Origin of the sequence: Pseudomonas sp. PSB18 (genome assembly GCF_014596565.1) — a bacterium.
In the GTDB taxonomy this organism is placed as follows: domain Bacteria; phylum Pseudomonadota; class Gammaproteobacteria; order Pseudomonadales; family Pseudomonadaceae; genus Aquipseudomonas.
Genome location: NZ_NOIN01000006.1, coordinates 258686 through 275334, shown reverse-complemented (window position 1 = coordinate 275334; position 16649 = coordinate 258686). Strand labels below are relative to the sequence as shown.

Below are 16649 nucleotides of genomic sequence, written 5' to 3'. Positions count from 1 at the left end.
GGAAACCCTGTGCTTACGATCTACAACACGCTCACCAAGAGCAAAGAAGTCTTCAAGCCGCTGGATGGCAACAAGGTGCGCATGTACGTGTGCGGCATGACCGTGTACGACTTCTGCCACCTGGGCCACGGCCGCAGCATGGTCGCCTTCGACCTGGTGACCCGCTGGCTGCGTTTCAGCGGTTATGACCTGACGTATGTACGCAACATCACCGACATCGACGACAAGATCATCAACCGCGCCAACGAGAACGGCGAGTCGTTCGAGGCGTTGACCGAGCGCATGATCGCGGCGATGCACGAGGATGAGGCGCGCCTCAATATCCTCAAGCCGGACATGGAGCCGCGGGCCACCGATCATATCCCCGGCATGCACGCGATGATCCAGGCCCTGATCGACAAGGGTTATGCCTACGCACCGGGCAACGGCGACGTGTACTACCGCGTCGGCAAGTTCATGGGCTACGGCAAGCTGTCGCGCAAGAAGATCGAGGACCTGCGCATCGGCGCCCGGATCGAAGTCGGCGAGTCGAAACAGGACCCGCTGGATTTCGTCTTGTGGAAAGCCGCCAAGCCGGGTGAGCCGAGCTGGGATTCGCCGTGGGGCAAGGGCCGTCCGGGCTGGCACATCGAATGCTCGGTGATGTCCACCTGCTGCCTGGGTGAGACCTTCGACATTCATGGCGGCGGCAGCGACCTGGAGTTCCCGCACCACGAAAACGAGATCGCCCAGAGCGAAGCGGCCACCGGCAAGACCTACGCCAACGCGTGGATGCATTGCGGCATGATCCGGATCAACGGCGAGAAGATGTCCAAGTCCTTGAACAACTTCTTCACCATCCGCGACGTGCTCGACAAGTACCACCCCGAGGTCGTGCGTTACTTGCTGGTGTCGAGCCACTACCGCAGCGCCATCAACTACTCGGAAGACAACCTCAAGGATGCCAAGGGCGCCCTGGAGCGTTTCTACCATGCGTTGAAAGGCCTGCCGAACGTGCCGGCTGCCGGTGGCGAGGCATTCGTGGCGCGGTTTACCGAGGTGATGAATGACGACTTCGGTACGCCGGAAGCGTGCGCGGTACTGTTCGAGATGGTGCGCGAGATCAACCGCCTGCGTGAGAGCGATCTCAATGCGGCGGCGGGCCTGGCGGCGCGCTTGAAGGAACTGGCCAGTGTGCTGGGCGTGTTGCAGCTCGAGGCGGACGACTTCCTCCAGGCCGGCGCCGAAGGCCGTGTGGACGCTGCCGAGGTCGAGGCATTGATCCAGGCGCGCCTGACCGCGCGGGCCAACAAGGACTGGGCCGAATCCGACCGCATCCGCGACCAGCTCACCGCCATGGGCGTTGTGTTGGAAGACGGGAAGGGCGGGACGACCTGGCGCTTGGCTGACTAAGGCCTTCGTGTGGGAGCGGGCCTGCTCGCGATGGCGTCAGATCAGTCACCACCTTCGTTGAATGCTGGACCGCTATCGCGAGCAGGCTCGCTCCCACAGAAGTCGGGGTGAGTTTTGATAGCGGGTTCACCCCGGAACAGTGTGGGAGCGAGCCTGCTCGCGATGGCGTCAGATCAGTCAGCCTCTTCGTTGAATGTTGGACCGCTATCGCGAGCAAGCCCGCTCCCACAATTTTTTGTGTCTAACCTCCCGATCTTTCTTTTATGAGCTAGTACTGTCAGGTCGATTCGACGTTCTCTCTGACGGGTACCCTCCATGTTGGCTCATTGGTCTCTCGCGGCAATTCATCTCCTGGCGTTCGCCCTCGGCTTATGGGCAGTGCTTACGCGCGGTACGGCGCTGCGACGCCTGGCCGGTGGTGCGGATGCGGTTCGAAATGTATTGATGGCAGATACCGTGTGGGGCCTGTCGGCCCTGGTCCTGCTGGTGACCGGCGGGATGCGCGCTTTCGGTGGCTATGAAAAGGGTTCGGACTATTACCTGCATCAACCGTTGTTTCACCTGAAGATGACCTTGCTCCTGTTGATCCTGCTGCTTGAACTCGTGCCGATGATCACCTTGATCAAATGGCGGGTAGCGCTGGGCAAAGGGGCGACGGTCGATGCTTCAAGGGCCGGCCGCTTGGCCCGGATCAGCCACATCGAGGCCTTGCTGCTGATGTTGATGGTGATTGCCGCCACTGGCATGGCTCGGGGCGTGAGTTTCGGCTGATCAGCGCGAACGCCCGCTTCACCGCCATTAAAACGAAACGTCCGACAGCCATGCTACGAGTCATGGCATTAATATCGGTTTCACGGGGTGGATGCAAAAGCAGGGGCGGGGTGATGCGGGGAGGCACGGACGGCCTGAATCTTTAGCCAGCCATTGCGATGATGCAAACGGGCTGGCTAACGGACTGCTGCAAGGCTCAGGGAGTTTGCGGCTTGTCGGGGGCAGTGAGGCCCGCCTGAATGCGCTGATAGATCTCTTCGCGATGCACTGCAACGTTTTTCGGGGCATTGATGCCGATCCGGACCTGTTGGCCGCTAACGCCCAGAATGGTGATCGTGATGTCGTCACCAATGTTTATGCTTTCACCGACTTTGCGGGTGAGTATCAGCATGGTGTTCTCCTTGATTACTTTATTAGGGCACCTGATTCAGACAGTGCAGATGTCGGTACTGCTTATAGATTAGTGCTAAGTGTCACAATGTGGGTGCCTCTTTCTGACGTGCAGATGCAGCATTAATTCCCAGGGTGCGACTATACAGAGAGACCGGGCAGGATTCTCGTGTTTTGCGTACTGTTTGCGGGGTTCTTGGTGGATGTGAGTGCTAAAATCTTTCCCTCATGTCTTCCAGAGGAAACGTTGTGCGCAAATTGGCTTGGGTTATCGCGGTGCTGATGCTGGCGGGATGTGGTGAGGGGCGTGAAGTCGAAGCACCGAAGCCGAAGCCAGCAGCGTCCTCCGCACCGGCAGTCGCTGCTGCGCCGCAATGGGGGGTCGAGGTTCGGGGCGAGACGCCGCAGGCTGTCAGCGATCTGACCGGGTGGCTGATCGAGCACAGCTTCATGTCGAGCGTGGTCAGGGAAAATGGCAAGGAGCGGGTCCTGGTCGGACCGTTCAGCTCCAGGGCCGAGGCTGAGGCCAAGCAAGAGCAGGTCACTGCCGCCCTGGTTCGTGCCAAGAAGCGCAACATCGAGACGCAGGTGGTGGATTTCCCGACGCCTCAATGATCGGGTAGCACAAACCCTGTGGGAGCGAGCCTGCTCGCGATAGCGGTGAATCAGTCGCTGCTGAAATAGCTGACATACCGCTATCGCGAGCAGGTTCGCTCCCACAGTTGCTTTGTGCTGTTCACGAATGCAAGGTCAGCCGCAGGCTTTCAGGTCCACCGGGCCCACGAACTCGTTACCACGTCCCATGACGCAGGCCACGCTCTGGTTGCGCTGGCGCTCCCAGCCTTCCACCGGGTAAGTCTTGTCCCAGGCTTCGTAGAGGCGCCGGTCCTGTTTCGACAGCTGCAGGCCATATTGCTTGCTCATGTAGAAATACGTTCGGGCGATCATCCCCCGGATGGACGGGCGGGGCATGACTTTCTTCGCCTTGAAATCCACCTGGGTCAGGCATGAGCCGTACTGGCCCTTCTGCACCGGCAGCCAGCCGAAGCTGAAGTTGTTCCGATCACCATTCACTTCCCCGATGCTGGGCACCAGGTTGTGAAGATCGGCTTCGGCCCGTTGATAGACCGGGTCGTAGCGGGTGCAGTTCTTGCGCCCGCCTTGTTGCCAGCACTGACGCTGATGACCGATCTGCCACGCCGGAACGATATGTTCCCACTCGATACGGGCGGCACGACTGGCGTTCTTGCGCGGCACATAACCGCAGGCCGCCAGGTTGACGCGATTGCCGGTGTACTTGCAGCCGCAATAGAACTCGGTGGATTGCGGGGCGTAGAGTTTCCAGGCGACTTTCTTGGCTTCGTTGAAGGTACGAGGGGCCCCGGCCTGGGCGCCTGTGGCGATGAGCACAAGCAGTAAAGCAACACAGCGGACATTCATCGGACTCAATCTTCCTTCGGCACAACCCAGAAAACCTGCACACCACCATCGTCGCGATAGGCGAGGGTCACGTTGTCGTTCTCGTCGATTTCTTCCAGCAGGCGCTCCCATTCCTCCATGGGCTCGTCGGGAAGGCGAAAGATCAGGGCTGCCTTGGCTTTTTGTGCGGTGGGGGCGTTGATGATTTTCGAGACCCGCAGGCCAAGTTTTGTATAGGAGTCTAAGGGGGTAGTTGCAGCGGAGGGCGTGGCCACAGGATTATCCTCATTAAGCTGTACGTGCATACAGTATTTAACCGTAGGCATTTACGCAACTGCTTAAAATTCAAGAAAATCGTCTGACAGCGCTTTTGACGTTTTGGTGTGGGAAAAAATGATTATTTATCGCTGAGACCGAAAAGCCGACAGCGGTAACTTCAGGTACGCTGTCCGGCGCGATGGGTTCGAAGCGGTGGCGTGATCCAAGACTCTGCGAACGCAACCGCAACGTTGACAAATCCCCAAAGCCTTACCATAGTTCACTTCACGCAAACGTTTGCGCGGCGTTCCGTGCACTGATTTGCTCACAATAATCATAAGATCGGAGTGAACCCATGAAGTTGCCATTCGCTGGACGCCTTCTCGCTGTCGCCATGCTCGCGGCCGCCTCCACTGCATTGCCATTCTCCTCGGCATTCGCCCAGACCGCTGAAAAACCCAAGGTCGCCCTGGTCATGAAATCCCTGGCCAACGAATTCTTCCTGACCATGGAAGACGGCGCCAAGGCCTATCAGAAGGAACACTCCGCCGATTTCGACCTGATCTCCAACGGGATCAAGGATGAAACCGACACCGCCAACCAGATCCGCATCGTCGAGCAGATGATCGTCTCCAAGGTCGACGCCCTCATCATCGCGCCCGCCGACTCCAAGGCCATGGTGCCGGTGATCAAGAAAGCCGTCGACGCCGGTATCACAGTCATCAACATTGACAACCAGCTCGATCCCGCCGTGGTCAAGAGCAAGAACATCAACGTGCCGTTCGTAGGCCCCGACAACCGCAAGGGCGCGCGCCTGGTCGGTGAATACCTCGCCAAGCAGCTCAAGGCCGGTGACGAGGTCGGCATCATCGAGGGCGTGTCCACCACCACCAATGCCCAGGCGCGAACCGCAGGCTTCAAGGATGCAATGGAAGCGGCGCAGGTCAAGGTCGTTTCCCTGCAATCGGGCGACTGGGAGATCAACAAGGGCAACCAGGTGGCCGCGTCGATGCTCAGCGAATACCCGAACATCAAGGCGTTGCTGGCCGGTAACGACAGCATGGCGGTCGGCGCGGTATCCGCGGTGCGCGCTGCGGGCAAGGCCGGCAAGGTGCAAGTGGTCGGCTACGACAACATCAATGCCATCAAACCGATGCTCAAGGACGGTCGTGTCCTGGCGACCGCCGACCAGTTTGCCGCCAAGCAGGCGGTATTCGGTATCGAGACGGCCCTGAAGATCCTCAAGGGCGAGAAAGTCGACAGCGGTGCCAATGGCGTGATCGAAACGCCGGTCGAGCTGGTTACGAAGTAATCGTCCTGACGATGTAGTGGTGCTCGCCCATCCGGGCGAGCGCATGGAGAGTCTTTATGTCCGTTTTCGACCCGAACGCTGTCCTGACTGTCAGTGGCATCGGTAAAACCTATGCCCAGCCGGTACTGTCCGACATCGACCTGACGTTGATGCGCGGTGAAGTGCTGGCACTGACCGGTGAAAATGGCGCCGGTAAAAGTACCCTGTCCAAGATCATCGGTGGGCTGGTGACACCGACGACCGGGCAGATGCAATTCCAGGGGCAGGACTATCGCCCTGGCAGTCGTACCCAGGCTGAAGAACTGGGCGTGCGGATGGTGATGCAGGAACTCAACCTGCTGCCGACCCTGTCCGTGGCCGAAAACCTGTTCCTGGACAACCTGCCCAGCCGCGGCGGCTGGATCAGTCGCAAGCAATTGCGCAAAGCCGCCATGGAGGCCATGGCCCAGGTGGGGCTCGATGCAATCGATCCTGACACCCTGGTCGGCGAGCTGGGCATCGGTCACCAGCAGATGGTCGAGATCGCCCGCAACCTGATTGGCGATTGCCATGTGCTGATTCTCGACGAACCGACCGCCATGTTGACGGCGCGCGAGGTCGAGATGCTGTTCGAACAGATCACTCGCCTGCAGGCTCGGGGCGTTTCGATCATCTACATTTCCCATCGCCTCGAAGAACTGGCACGGGTCGCCCAGCGCATTGCGGTGTTGCGCGACGGCAACCTGGTCTGCGTCGAGCCGATGGCCAATTACAACAGCGAGCAGTTGGTGACGCTGATGGTCGGTCGGGAGCTGGGCGAGCACATCGACCTGGGCCCACGGCAGATCGGCGCGCCGGCACTGACCGTCAAGGGTCTGAGCCGTTCCGACAAGGTCCGCGATGTGTCCTTCGAAGTCCGCAGTGGCGAGATATTCGGCATCTCCGGTCTGATCGGGGCAGGTCGCACCGAACTGCTGCGGCTGATCTTCGGCGCCGATGCGGCCGACAGCGGCACCGTGGCGTTGGGTTCGCCGGCCACCGTCGCCAATATCCGTTCGCCGGCCGATGCGGTGGCCCATGGCATTGCCTTGATCACCGAGGACCGCAAGGGCGAGGGCCTGTTGTTGACCCAATCCATTGCCGCCAACATCGCCTTGGGTAACATGCCGGAGATATCCAGTGCCGGTATCGTCAACGGCAATGACGAACTGTCCCTGGCCCGGCGACAGATCGATGCCATGCGCATCCGCAGTTCCAGCCCGACCCAACTGGTGTCCGAGCTGTCGGGTGGTAATCAGCAAAAGGTGGTGATCGGCCGTTGGCTCGAACGCGATTGCTCGGTGCTGTTGTTCGACGAGCCGACCCGCGGTATCGATGTCGGCGCGAAATTCGACATCTATGCGCTGCTCGGCGAATTGACTCGGCAAGGCAAGGCGCTGGTCGTGGTGTCCAGCGACCTGCGGGAGCTGATGCTGATCTGTGACCGGATCGGCGTGCTGTCCGCCGGACGCCTGATCGACACCTTCGAGCGCGACAGCTGGACCCAGGATGACTTGCTTGCCGCCGCATTCGCCGGCTACCAGAAACGTGACGCGTTGCTCAACGAAGCGGCGCCTAGGGAATTTTCATGAAAACCGCATCTGCCGTCAGCAAGCCGAGTGGCAACTTCTACGGCCTCGGCACCTACCTGGGCCTGGCCGGCGCGCTGCTGGCCATGGTCGCGCTGTTCTCGGTCCTGAGCAGCCACTTCCTCTCCTATGACACGTTCAGCACCCTGGCGAACCAGATCCCTGACCTCATGGTGCTGGCGGTCGGCATGACGTTCATCCTGATCATCGGCGGCATCGACCTGTCGGTGGGCTCGGTGCTGGCGCTGGCGGCCTCGACAGTCAGCGTCGCGGTGCTCGGCTGGGGCTGGAGCGTCTGGCCATCGGCCTTGCTGGGCATGGCCGTGGCGGCGCTGGCGGGGACCGTTACCGGTTCGATTACCGTGGCATGGCGGATTCCATCGTTCATCGTCTCCCTGGGCGTGCTGGAGATGGCCCGCGGCCTCGCTTACCAGATGACCGGGTCCCGGACGGCTTATATCGGCGACTCCTTCGCCTGGTTGTCCAATCCGATTGCATTCGGTATTTCACCGTCCTTCATCATTGCCCTGCTGGTGATCTTCATTGCCCAGGCCGTTCTGACCCGTACGGTGTTCGGTCGCTACCTGATCGGCATCGGCACCAACGAAGAAGCGGTGCGTCTGGCAGGTATCAATCCGAAACCCTACAAGATCCTGGTATTCAGCCTGATGGGCTTGCTGGCCGGTGTGGCGGCGCTGTTCCAGATTTCCCGTCTGGAAGCGGCGGACCCGAATGCGGGTTCCGGGCTCGAGCTGCAGGTCATTGCCGCCGTGGTGATCGGTGGTACCAGCCTGATGGGCGGGCGCGGTTCGGTCATCAGTACCTTCTTTGGCGTGTTGATCATCTCCGTGCTGGCGGCGGGCCTGGCGCAGATCGGCGCGACCGAGCCGACCAAGCGCATCATTACCGGTGCAGTGATCGTGGTCGCGGTGGTGCTGGACACCTACCGCAGCCAGCGCGCCAGCCGGCGGTCCTGAGCCATGGCGACGATCAAGGATGTAGCGGCGCTCGCGGGGATTTCCTATACGACGGTGTCCCATGTCGTAAACAAGACCCGGCCGGTCAGCGAAGAGGTGCGGCTCAAGGTCGAGGCAGCGATCAAGCGCCTCGATTATGTACCCAGTGCGGTGGCCCGTTCCCTCAAGGCCAAGACCACGGCGACCATCGGCCTGCTGGTGCCCAACAGCCTCAACCCTTACTTTGCCGAACTGGCCCGGGGGATCGAGGATTACTGCGAGCGCAACGGTTATTGCGTGATCCTGTGCAACTCCGACGACAACCCGGACAAGCAGCGCAGTTACCTGCGGGTGCTGCTGGAAAAACGCATTGATGGCCTGATCGTCGCTTCCGCCGGTGGCGACGTCGGCCTGGCCCAGGGACTGGCCGGGGTGCGCACGCCCATGGTTATCGTCGACCGTGGGCTGGATGGCGTCGATGCGGACCTGGTGCGCATCGATCACGAATACGGCGCGTACCTGGCGACCCGGCACCTGCTGGAGTTGGGGCACCACGATATCGCCTTTATCGGTGGGCCGGCGGACACCAGCGTGGCGCAGATGCGCCTGGCCGGTTACTGCCGTGCGCTGAAGGAGGCGGGGATCGAGTTGCCCGTCGAGCGCATGTTCGAAAGCGATTTCACCAGCACGGGCGGTTACCGCGCCGCAGCCGAGTTGCTTGAACGCCAGCCCCCCAGCGCGATTTTTGCGGCCAACGACATGATTGGCATCGGTGTACTGCGAGCCGCCGCCGAGCGCAATGTGCGGGTGCCCAGCGAGCTGTCGGTCATCGGTTTCGACGATATCCAGATGAGCCGCTATGTCTACCCTGCGCTGACCACGGTGGGACAATCGATCCTGCAACTTGGCGAGATGGCGGCAGAAGTGTTGTTACGGCGGATCGCCACGCCCGGGCTTGTCACTGATCAACGGATCGTGACGCCCAGCATTGTCTTGCGGGAGTCGACCGCGCCGCTGTCCGGCGCATTCGCCCAATACCGCTGAACCGAATGGATGAGTAGTGACGTATGTCTGCAAAAGTAGTGGTAATTGGCAGCCTGAACATGGACCTGGTGACGCGCGCGCCGCGTCTGCCCCGGGGCGGTGAAACGCTGATCGGCGAGTCGTTCTCCACCATTGCGGGGGGCAAGGGCGCCAACCAGGCGGTGGCTGCCGCGCGCCTGGGGGCGCAGGTGTCCATGGTCGGGTGCGTGGGCAGCGATGCCTACGGCCAGGCATTGCGGGGTGCGCTGCTGGCCGAGGGCATCGATTGCCAGGCCGTCAGTGTCGTGGAGGGAGCCAGCGGCGTAGCGCTGATCGTGGTCGACGACAACAGCCAGAATGCGATTGTCATCGTCGCCGGCGCCAATGGTGCGCTCACGCCTGAGGTCCTGGACGGTTTCGACCAGGCGCTGCAGGACGCCGATGTCATCATCTGCCAGCTTGAAGTGCCCGACGTCACGGTCGGCCATGCACTCAAGCGCGGCCGCGAGCTGGGCAAGATCGTCATCCTCAACCCGGCACCGGCTTCCCGTGCGCTGCCGGCCGACTGGTACGCGTGTGTCGACTACCTGATTCCCAATGAGAGCGAAGCCGCCATGCTGAGCGGGTTGGCGGTGGACTCCCTGGAAACCGCCGAAGCGGCCGCGGCGCAGTTGATTGCCGCCGGCGCCGGCAAGGTGGTCGTGACACTGGGCGCCCAGGGGTTGATGTTCGCCAACGGCTCGAGTTTCGAACACTTCCCGGCGCCGCGGGTCAAGGCTGTGGACACCACGGCGGCGGGGGATACCTTTGTCGGTGGCTTCGCGGCGGCCCTGGCCAATGGAAAGAGCGAAGTCGACGCGATTCGCTTCGGTCAGGTCGCCGCGGCGCTGTCGGTCACCCGCGTCGGGGCCCAGCCCTCCATCCCCACTTTGCTGGAAGTACAGGCTTTCCAATCATGAAAAAGACACCCTTGTTGAATGTGGCCCTCTCACGACTGATCGCCTCCCTCGGTCATGGCGATAAGGTGGTCATTGGTGATGCCGGGCTGCCGGTCCCTCCCGGGGTCGAGTTGATCGACCTGGCCCTGACCCACGGCATTCCCGATTTCGTCAGTACCCTGAAAGTGGTGCTCAGCGAAATGCAGGTGGAAAGCCATGTGCTGGCCACTGAAATTTTCGATAAACAACCCTCGGCCCTGTCGACGCTCGAATCGTTGCAGGCCGAAGGTGCAATGGGGGCACGGGAGTTGGTCAGTCATGAGCAATTCAAGGTCCTCAGCCGCCAGGCTCGAGCGATTATTCGCACTGGAGAATGCTCTCCGTACTGCAACGTTGTGCTGATTGCTGGAGTCACCTTCTAAACCCCGCACAAGGAGTGCACCATGCACCGCTATGCTCAGAAAATGCATCAACTGTTCCGGAGTCTGCTGCTGTTGTCACTGATCACCGCTACGAGCGCCCAGGCGGCGGAAAAAATCGATCTGATCATCGACACCGATCCCGGGGCCGACGACGTGGTCGCCTTGCTGTTCGCCCTGGCCTCTCCCGAAGAACTGCAGATCCGTGCGCTGACCACCGTTGCGGGCAACGTGCGCCTGGACAAGACCTCCCGCAATGCTCGCCTGGCCCGGGAATGGGCAGGGCGCGAAGAGGTGCCGGTGTACGCCGGTGCGCCGAAGCCGATGATGCGCACCCCGATCTACGCGGAAAACATCCATGGCAAGGAAGGCCTGTCGGGTGTCACCGTTCATGAGCCGAAAAAGGGGCTGGCCAAGGGCAATGCCGTCAACTATCTGATCGACACCCTCAAGGCGGCCAAACCCCACAGCATCACCATTGCCATGCTCGGCCCACAGACCAACCTGGCCCTGGCGCTGATCCAGGAGCCGGACATCGTCCAGGGCATCAAGGAAGTGGTGGTCATGGGCGGTGCGCACTTCAATGGCGGGAACATCACGCCGGTGGCTGAATTCAATCTGTTCGCCGACCCGCAGGCAGCCGAGGTAGTCGCCAAAAGCGGCGTGAAGCTGACCTACCTGCCGCTGGACGTGACCCACAAGATCCTCACCAGCGAAGCTCGCCTCAAGCAGATCGCGGCCGTGAACAACAATGCCAGCAAGCTGGTCGGCGATATCCTCAATGAGTACGTCAAGGGCGACATGGAGCACTACGGTATGTCGGGCGGGCCGGTGCATGACGCTACGGTGATTGCCTACCTGCTCAAGCCGCAGTTGTTCACCGGTCGCTCGGTCAACGTCGTGGTGGACAGTCGCGAGGGTCCGACCTTCGGGCAGACCATCGTGGACTGGTACGACGGCCTGAAGGCGCCCAAGAATGCATTCTGGGTGGAAAACGGCGATGCCCAGGGCTTCTTTGACCTGTTGACCGAGCGTCTGGCACGTCTCAAGTAATCCGCCCCAAGCACAAGGCCTGTGGGAGCGAGCCTGCTCGCGATAGGATCTTCAGTCGACAATAAATGTTGGCTGGTCCGCCGCCATCGCGAGCAAGCTCGGCTCCCACCGGTTCCAGGTGTTGCCTCACTTCACGGCGTCGATGACGCTCGGGTAGCGTTCGAATGCCTGCTGGATGAAGTTCCGGGCAACCTCCGTCCCCAGTTCCTTCACCAAAAGCTCTATACCGATGATTGCCAGTTCCTCGGGGCTGCCAGGGCTATAGGAGCTGTGGCCCTCCGACCATTTGGCATTGATGGTGGCTTCGATGCTGATGATGCTCATGGCAGGACTCGCGGGTTGGGAGGTCTTAGGCTTTTCGTACAGAGGCTAGGTTGAGTTAACCACTTTTGCCCTGGGTTTGGCACTGCGACTTAGGCATCAGGGGAGGGCTGTGCGACACTTGTTTTTTTGATTGCTCAAGGAGCCCCTGCCGTGCAGATCGATTTGAACGCGCCTGAAGGGCTGACCCTCGACGCCGTTCGCCAGTTGCTGGCATCGGCCAGCGATGACGAACACACCCAATTGCGCGTGACCAAGGGCGGTATCGCCTATCTGTCTTCAGGCGTGGTAGGTGGTGCCGATATCGATGGCTTGCTGTTTCGTCTCGAAACGTGGGCGAAGGGGTCGGGGTATGTCGGACGGGTCGCTGCCAGTGATGAGGTCTGGGTCATGCAGATCTACAACGCCCTGAAAGACAACTGGCCGAATCCACCCTTCGACTACATTGACGTTTATTGAGCGTCGAACATATCCAGTCACGATTCATGTCTGACCAGCGGTGTCGGGCTCAGGCAAACTGCCGGTTTTCCAGGTAGAGGAGCGGGGCGGTGGCCCTTCTACTGAAACCAAGCTTCGTTTGGGTTGTCGCACGCTCTCTGTTTATTGATCAACGAAAGGAGGCTTCATGCCTTGGAAGCTCGCGTCATTGAGTATTTTGCTGGCCGCCGGGTTCTTGCACGGTTGTAGCAGCAGCGCTGAATCGTCCCCTGATCCGGTTGCCGCCGAGACCCATTACGACCGCTGCGAAGCGAAGGCCGCCGAGTTTGCCATCGGCAAACAGGCCTCGCCGCAATTGCTGGAACAGGCCCGCACCCGTTCCGGCGCGCAGATTGCCCGGATCCTCAAGCCCAACGACATGGTGACGCTTGAGTACCGCTCCGATCGCCTGAATCTCAATACCGATGCCAACCTTGTGGTCAATCGGGTGAACTGCGGCTGAGCCGTTGTTTTCAACCGCCCATAAAAAACCCCGTCACATGGACGGGGTTTTTTTAGCGCGCCGAGAAATTACTCTGGGCGAACTTGTGCAGCTTGCATACCCTTTTGGCCTTTCTCAGCCACGAAGGAAACGGTTTGGCCTTCTTTCAGGCTTTTGAAACCGTCGCTTTCGATAGCTTTGAAGTGTACGAACAGGTCGTCACCGCCACCTTGAGGAGTGATGAAGCCGAAGCCTTTTTCATCGTTGAACCATTTAACGGTGCCGGTTTGGCGATTAGACATGGTGTATCTCCAAGAAACATATATTTTCAGTAGTGCTGTGCTGCTCAGGCCAACTGGGCACACCTGGGTATCATAGTCGAAATGTTCGATTTGGGAGCCCCCCGGACGTGCTGTTTGCCGAACAGTCGTCCTTTCTTTACTGCCTTGACCCGCTGAAAGCCCCGGTTTTAAAGGCTTTCAGCCAAAAGTAAAGGCGATAAAAAAAGCTGTAAAACCTGCAAAATTCGTCTGAAAAAAGGCAAATTCGGGGTTTTTCATGGGCTCAGGACGGTCTTGAAAGGCCTGTCTGCTCATTTTTTCTTCGAGGGATCGGCCTTGCATTTGGCGATCTGTCCGAGTGCTTTCTGCTGCAGTTCCACAGGCGCCTTGTTATCCATCAGGGCCTGGATGTCGGCGGCCGGGTAGGACTTGATCGCATCGGCACCACAGGCGCAGTGGGACTTGGCTGCTGCCGCGCCGATCTGGGGGGTGGCCGCCTGAGTGCACTGGGCCATGTATTTGTCACGCTCGCCTTTTGGCCAGTCGGCGTGGGCGGTCAGCGGGAGCAGCAGGGCGAAGGGGGCGACTGCTGCCAATAACGTGTTCAGACGCATGCTGGGATGCTCCTTTTGGGTCGATGTCTTGTTATCAGAGGTATTGCGGGGCGTTTCAGTTCAGCACTCTGGCATAAAAACCAGGGGTTTACGCTTGTTGCCGAGCAGGGCCTGTGGGAGCAAAGCTTGCTCGCGATGCTCACGATAGTAGGGCGGGCGGGCCTGAAACATTGTGGTCGGCTGTTATACCTGATCGCGAGCAAGCTTTGCTCCCACAGGTTGCAATTCGAGCACGGCGATGACCGTTCATCTGTGCTAGCATGCCGGGCTCGGGTATTTTCAGGCACCGGATGACGACAGGTCCCGGCCGCGGCAAATGTTCGAATAACCCTGATTTGAATCCCAGTCACTCTGGTTCGGTTTCCCGGTTGGCCGCAAGGCTCCTGCCGCTGTAAGGCAGGCGTTCATGATTGAATGGCCTGGACTGGATCTTGTACTGGCTCATCCCAACCCACGTGACCTTTGGTAGGGGTCACCACTAGGAGAGGAGGCGCCATGCCAACTATTACTCTTCCCGACGGCAGTCAACGTTCATTCGATCATCCGGTATCCGTAGCCGAGGTCGCCGCATCCATCGGTGCAGGCCTGGCCAAGGCCACCCTGGCCGGCAAGGTCAACGGCAAACTGGTTGATGCCAGCGATGTCATCGACAGCGATGCCACGCTGCAAATCATCACCCCCAAGGATGAAGAGGGACTGGAGATCATTCGCCACTCCTGCGCGCACCTGGTCGGCCATGCGGTCAAGCAGTTGTACCCGAGCGCGAAGATGGTCATCGGGCCGGTCATCGACGAAGGCTTCTATTACGACATCGCCTTCGAGCGTCCTTTTACCCCGGACGACATGGCCGCTATCGAGCAGCGTATGCAGCAGCTGATCGAGAAAGACTACGACGTCATCAAGAAGGTCACCCCGCGCGCCGAAGTCATCGAAGTCTTCAAGGCCCGTGGCGAGGACTACAAGCTGCGTCTGGTGGAAGACATGCCGGACGAGCAGGCCATGGGCCTGTACTACCACGAAGAATACGTCGACATGTGCCGCGGTCCGCACGTGCCGAACACCCGTTTCCTGAAGTCCTTCAAGCTGACCAAGCTGTCCGGCGCCTACTGGCGTGGCGACGCGAAGAACGAGCAGTTGCAGCGCGTCTACGGCACTGCCTGGGCTGACAAGAAACAGCTGGCGGCCTACATCCAGCGCATCGAGGAAGCCGAGAAGCGCGATCACCGCAAGATCGGCAAGCGCCTGGGCCTGTTCCACACCCAGGAAGAATCCCCGGGCATGGTGTTCTGGCACCCTAACGGCTGGACGATGTACCAGGTGCTCGAGCAGTACATGCGTCAGGTCCAGCGTGAAAACGGCTACCTGGAGATCAAGACGCCGCAAGTGGTGGACCGTAGCCTGTGGGAGAAATCCGGGCACTGGGCCAACTACGCGGACAATATGTTCACCACCCAGTCGGAAAACCGCGACTACGCCATCAAGCCGATGAACTGCCCATGCCACGTGCAGGTGTTCAACCAGGGCCTGAAGAGCTACCGCGAGCTGCCGATGCGTCTGGCCGAGTTCGGTGCGTGCCACCGTAACGAGCCGTCGGGTGCGTTGCACGGCATCATGCGCGTGCGTGCATTTACCCAGGACGATGCGCACATCTTCTGCACCGAAGAGCAGATGCAGGCTGAATCCGCCGCGTTCATCAAGCTGACCATGGACGTCTACCGCGACTTCGGCTTCACCGAAGTCGAGATGAAGCTGTCCACTCGTCCGGAAAAACGCGTGGGCTCCGACGAGCTGTGGGATCGCGCCGAAGCCGCCCTGGCGGCCGCCCTCGATAGCGCGGGCCTTGCGTACGACCTGCAGCCGGGGGAAGGGGCTTTCTACGGTCCGAAGATCGAATTCTCCCTGAAAGATTGTCTGGGTCGCGTCTGGCAATGTGGTACCTTGCAGCTCGATTTCAACCTGCCGATCCGTCTGGGCGCCGAATACGTGTCCGAAGACAACAGTCGCAAGCACCCGGTCATGCTTCACCGTGCGATCCTCGGTTCCTTCGAGCGTTTCGTCGGGATCCTGATCGAGCATTACGAGGGCGCGTTCCCTGCGTGGCTGGCGCCGACCCAGGCAGTGATCATGAATATCACTGATAAACAGGCAGATTTTGCCGCCGAGGTCGAAAAAACTCTCAACCAAAGCGGATTTCGTGCCAAGTCTGACTTGAGAAATGAAAAGATCGGCTTTAAAATCCGCGAGCATACTTTGCTCAAGGTTCCCTTTCTCTTGGTTATTGGAGATCGGGAGGTCGAGATGCAGACTGTCGCTGTGCGTACTCGTGAAGGTGCTGACCTGGGCTCGATGCCCGTCGCCGAATTCGCCGAGTTCCTCGCGCAAGCGGTTTCCCGGCGTGGTCGCCCAGATTCGGAGTAATTATTATTAAGCGTGAAATGAGACAAGATAAACGAGCTGCACCGAAGGCCCCGATCAACGAGAATATCTCGGCACGCGAGGTTCGGTTAATTGGCGCTGACGGCGAGCAGATTGGCATCGTCTCGATTGATGAAGCGCTTCGTATTGCTGAAGAAGCCAAGCTTGATCTGGTGGAAATTTCCGCAGACGCAGTCCCACCTGTTTGCCGGGTGATGGACTACGGCAAGTCGATCTTCGAGAAGAAGAAACAGATTGCTGCGGCGAAGAAAAACCAGAAGCAGATTCAGGTAAAAGAAATCAAGTTTCGTCCAGGGACGGAGGAAGGGGATTACCAGGTAAAACTGCGCAACCTGGTACGTTTCCTGAGTGACGGGGACAGGGCCAAGGTATCCTTGCGATTCCGCGGCCGTGAGATGGCCCACCAGGAGCTGGGGATGGAACTCCTCAAGCGGGTTGAACAAGACCTGCTCGAGTACGGTTCGGTCGAACAGCATCCTAAGATGGAAGGACGCCAGCTGATCATGGTCATCGCCCCGAAAAAGAAGAAGTAATCACCAG

At 59.9% G+C, this 16649-nt stretch carries 20 protein-coding genes; 14 read left to right on the top strand and 6 right to left on the bottom strand.

Features of this window, described 5'->3' with window-relative positions:
• Positions 1-9 precede the first annotated feature (9 nt).
• Both cysS and CGA22_RS16505 read left to right on the top strand, forming a co-directional pair.
• The gene (gene cysS / locus CGA22_RS16510) at positions 10-1392 is read left to right on the top strand and encodes a cysteine--tRNA ligase (RefSeq protein ID WP_041021518.1); all 1383 of its coding nucleotides are present in this window, start codon (positions 10-12) and stop codon (positions 1390-1392) included.
• Positions 1393-1707: 315 nt separating this feature from the next.
• Positions 1708-2163 (top strand): DUF2214 family protein, encoded by a 456-nt coding sequence (locus CGA22_RS16505; RefSeq protein ID WP_041021517.1) that lies wholly within the window; start codon positions 1708-1710, stop codon positions 2161-2163.
• 196 nt (positions 2164-2359) lie between these two features.
• Here CGA22_RS16505 and csrA read toward each other — a convergent pair whose 3' ends face one another.
• Entirely contained in the window at positions 2360-2554 is a 195-nt protein-coding gene (gene csrA / locus CGA22_RS16500) for a carbon storage regulator CsrA (protein WP_003179932.1), read from the bottom strand.
• 248 nt (positions 2555-2802) lie between these two features.
• Between csrA and CGA22_RS16495 the strand changes: the two genes are divergently transcribed.
• Positions 2803-3168: an SPOR domain-containing protein gene (locus CGA22_RS16495; protein WP_041021516.1), complete on the top strand. Its 366-nt coding sequence runs from the start codon at positions 2803-2805 to the stop codon at positions 3166-3168.
• 135 nt (positions 3169-3303) lie between these two features.
• Here the strand turns inward: CGA22_RS16495 and CGA22_RS16490 are convergent, their stop codons facing one another.
• Positions 3304-3993 (bottom strand): endonuclease, encoded by a 690-nt coding sequence (locus tag CGA22_RS16490; RefSeq protein WP_041024381.1) that lies wholly within the window; start codon positions 3991-3993, stop codon positions 3304-3306.
• A 5-nt stretch (positions 3994-3998) separates the two neighbouring features.
• Complete coding sequence (locus CGA22_RS16485; RefSeq protein ID WP_052435195.1) at positions 3999-4298, bottom strand: DUF1654 domain-containing protein; 300 nt, start codon at positions 4296-4298, stop codon at positions 3999-4001.
• Positions 4299-4585: 287 nt separating this feature from the next.
• Here CGA22_RS16485 and CGA22_RS16480 point away from each other — a divergent pair, with 287 nt between their 5' ends.
• From CGA22_RS16480 to CGA22_RS16450, 7 genes are read left to right on the top strand one after another with little or no spacing between them, the layout of a single operon-like run.
• Positions 4586-5542 (top strand): sugar ABC transporter substrate-binding protein, encoded by a 957-nt coding sequence (locus tag CGA22_RS16480; protein ID WP_041024379.1) that lies wholly within the window; start codon positions 4586-4588, stop codon positions 5540-5542.
• A 56-nt stretch (positions 5543-5598) separates the two neighbouring features.
• Positions 5599-7152: a sugar ABC transporter ATP-binding protein gene (locus CGA22_RS16475; RefSeq protein ID WP_041024378.1), complete on the top strand. Its 1554-nt coding sequence runs from the start codon at positions 5599-5601 to the stop codon at positions 7150-7152.
• Positions 7149-8126 (top strand): ABC transporter permease, encoded by a 978-nt coding sequence (locus CGA22_RS16470; protein ID WP_041024377.1) that lies wholly within the window; start codon positions 7149-7151, stop codon positions 8124-8126. The genes CGA22_RS16475 and CGA22_RS16470 overlap by 4 nt, the downstream gene beginning before the upstream one ends.
• Before the next feature lie 3 nt (positions 8127-8129).
• A complete protein-coding gene (locus CGA22_RS16465) occupies positions 8130-9149 on the top strand; it encodes a LacI family DNA-binding transcriptional regulator (RefSeq protein WP_041024376.1) in 1020 nt (339 codons plus the stop codon).
• A gap of 23 nt (positions 9150-9172) precedes the next feature.
• A complete protein-coding gene (gene rbsK, locus CGA22_RS16460; protein WP_041024375.1) occupies positions 9173-10087 on the top strand; it encodes a ribokinase in 915 nt (304 codons plus the stop codon).
• Positions 10084-10488 (top strand): D-ribose pyranase, encoded by a 405-nt coding sequence (gene rbsD, locus CGA22_RS16455; RefSeq protein WP_024779379.1) that lies wholly within the window; start codon positions 10084-10086, stop codon positions 10486-10488. The genes rbsK and rbsD overlap by 4 nt, the downstream gene beginning before the upstream one ends.
• 21 nt (positions 10489-10509) lie before the next feature.
• Complete coding sequence (locus tag CGA22_RS16450) at positions 10510-11538, top strand: nucleoside hydrolase (RefSeq protein ID WP_041024374.1); 1029 nt, start codon at positions 10510-10512, stop codon at positions 11536-11538.
• Positions 11539-11664: 126 nt separating this feature from the next.
• Here CGA22_RS16450 and CGA22_RS16445 read toward each other — a convergent pair whose 3' ends face one another.
• Positions 11665-11862 carry a hypothetical protein gene (locus CGA22_RS16445; RefSeq protein ID WP_041024373.1) on the bottom strand — a complete coding sequence of 66 codons (198 nt, stop codon included), beginning with the start codon at positions 11860-11862 and terminating at the stop codon, positions 11665-11667.
• A gap of 150 nt (positions 11863-12012) precedes the next feature.
• Between CGA22_RS16445 and CGA22_RS16440 the strand changes: the two genes are divergently transcribed.
• Both CGA22_RS16440 and CGA22_RS16435 read left to right on the top strand, forming a co-directional pair.
• Positions 12013-12318: a hypothetical protein gene (locus CGA22_RS16440; RefSeq protein WP_041024372.1), complete on the top strand. Its 306-nt coding sequence runs from the start codon at positions 12013-12015 to the stop codon at positions 12316-12318.
• 166 nt (positions 12319-12484) lie between these two features.
• On the top strand, positions 12485-12799 hold the full coding sequence (locus CGA22_RS16435) for an I78 family peptidase inhibitor (RefSeq protein WP_041024371.1): 315 nt from the start codon (positions 12485-12487) through the stop codon (positions 12797-12799).
• A 68-nt stretch (positions 12800-12867) separates the two neighbouring features.
• Here CGA22_RS16435 and CGA22_RS16430 read toward each other — a convergent pair whose 3' ends face one another.
• The gene (locus CGA22_RS16430; protein ID WP_003179963.1) at positions 12868-13080 is read right to left on the bottom strand and encodes a cold-shock protein; all 213 of its coding nucleotides are present in this window, start codon (positions 13078-13080) and stop codon (positions 12868-12870) included.
• Positions 13081-13370: 290 nt separating this feature from the next.
• Positions 13371-13673: a hypothetical protein gene (locus CGA22_RS16425; RefSeq protein WP_041024370.1), complete on the bottom strand. Its 303-nt coding sequence runs from the start codon at positions 13671-13673 to the stop codon at positions 13371-13373.
• Positions 13674-14168: 495 nt separating this feature from the next.
• Between CGA22_RS16425 and thrS the strand changes: the two genes are divergently transcribed.
• Positions 14169-16091, top strand: a complete 1923-nt coding sequence (thrS, locus tag CGA22_RS16420; RefSeq protein ID WP_024779373.1) for a threonine--tRNA ligase — start codon at positions 14169-14171, stop codon at positions 16089-16091.
• Entirely contained in the window at positions 16091-16642 is a 552-nt protein-coding gene (infC, locus tag CGA22_RS16415) for a translation initiation factor IF-3 (RefSeq protein WP_169432615.1), read from the top strand. Before thrS ends, infC begins: the two co-directional genes overlap by 1 nt.
• The last annotated feature ends 7 nt before the right edge of the window (positions 16643-16649 follow it).

Coding starts and splice junctions, on each gene's coding strand:
- CGA22_RS16505 (WP_041021517.1), top strand. CDS start 1,708: ATGTTGGCTCATTGGTCTCTCGCGGCAATTCATCTCCTGGCGTTCGCC.
- csrA (WP_003179932.1), bottom strand. CDS start 2,554: ATGCTGATACTCACCCGCAAAGTCGGTGAAAGCATAAACATTGGTGAC.
- CGA22_RS16490 (WP_041024381.1), bottom strand. CDS start 3,993: ATGAATGTCCGCTGTGTTGCTTTACTGCTTGTGCTCATCGCCACAGGC.
- CGA22_RS16485 (WP_052435195.1), bottom strand. CDS start 4,298: ATGCCTACGGTTAAATACTGTATGCACGTACAGCTTAATGAGGATAAT.
- CGA22_RS16480 (WP_041024379.1), top strand. CDS start 4,586: ATGAAGTTGCCATTCGCTGGACGCCTTCTCGCTGTCGCCATGCTCGCG.
- CGA22_RS16475 (WP_041024378.1), top strand. CDS start 5,599: ATGTCCGTTTTCGACCCGAACGCTGTCCTGACTGTCAGTGGCATCGGT.
- CGA22_RS16470 (WP_041024377.1), top strand. CDS start 7,149: ATGAAAACCGCATCTGCCGTCAGCAAGCCGAGTGGCAACTTCTACGGC.
- CGA22_RS16465 (WP_041024376.1), top strand. CDS start 8,130: ATGGCGACGATCAAGGATGTAGCGGCGCTCGCGGGGATTTCCTATACG.
- rbsK (WP_041024375.1), top strand. CDS start 9,173: ATGTCTGCAAAAGTAGTGGTAATTGGCAGCCTGAACATGGACCTGGTG.
- rbsD (WP_024779379.1), top strand. CDS start 10,084: ATGAAAAAGACACCCTTGTTGAATGTGGCCCTCTCACGACTGATCGCC.
- CGA22_RS16450 (WP_041024374.1), top strand. CDS start 10,510: ATGCACCGCTATGCTCAGAAAATGCATCAACTGTTCCGGAGTCTGCTG.
- CGA22_RS16445 (WP_041024373.1), bottom strand. CDS start 11,862: ATGAGCATCATCAGCATCGAAGCCACCATCAATGCCAAATGGTCGGAG.
- CGA22_RS16435 (WP_041024371.1), top strand. CDS start 12,485: ATGCCTTGGAAGCTCGCGTCATTGAGTATTTTGCTGGCCGCCGGGTTC.
- CGA22_RS16430 (WP_003179963.1), bottom strand. CDS start 13,080: ATGTCTAATCGCCAAACCGGCACCGTTAAATGGTTCAACGATGAAAAA.
- CGA22_RS16425 (WP_041024370.1), bottom strand. CDS start 13,673: ATGCGTCTGAACACGTTATTGGCAGCAGTCGCCCCCTTCGCCCTGCTG.
- thrS (WP_024779373.1), top strand. CDS start 14,169: ATGCCAACTATTACTCTTCCCGACGGCAGTCAACGTTCATTCGATCAT.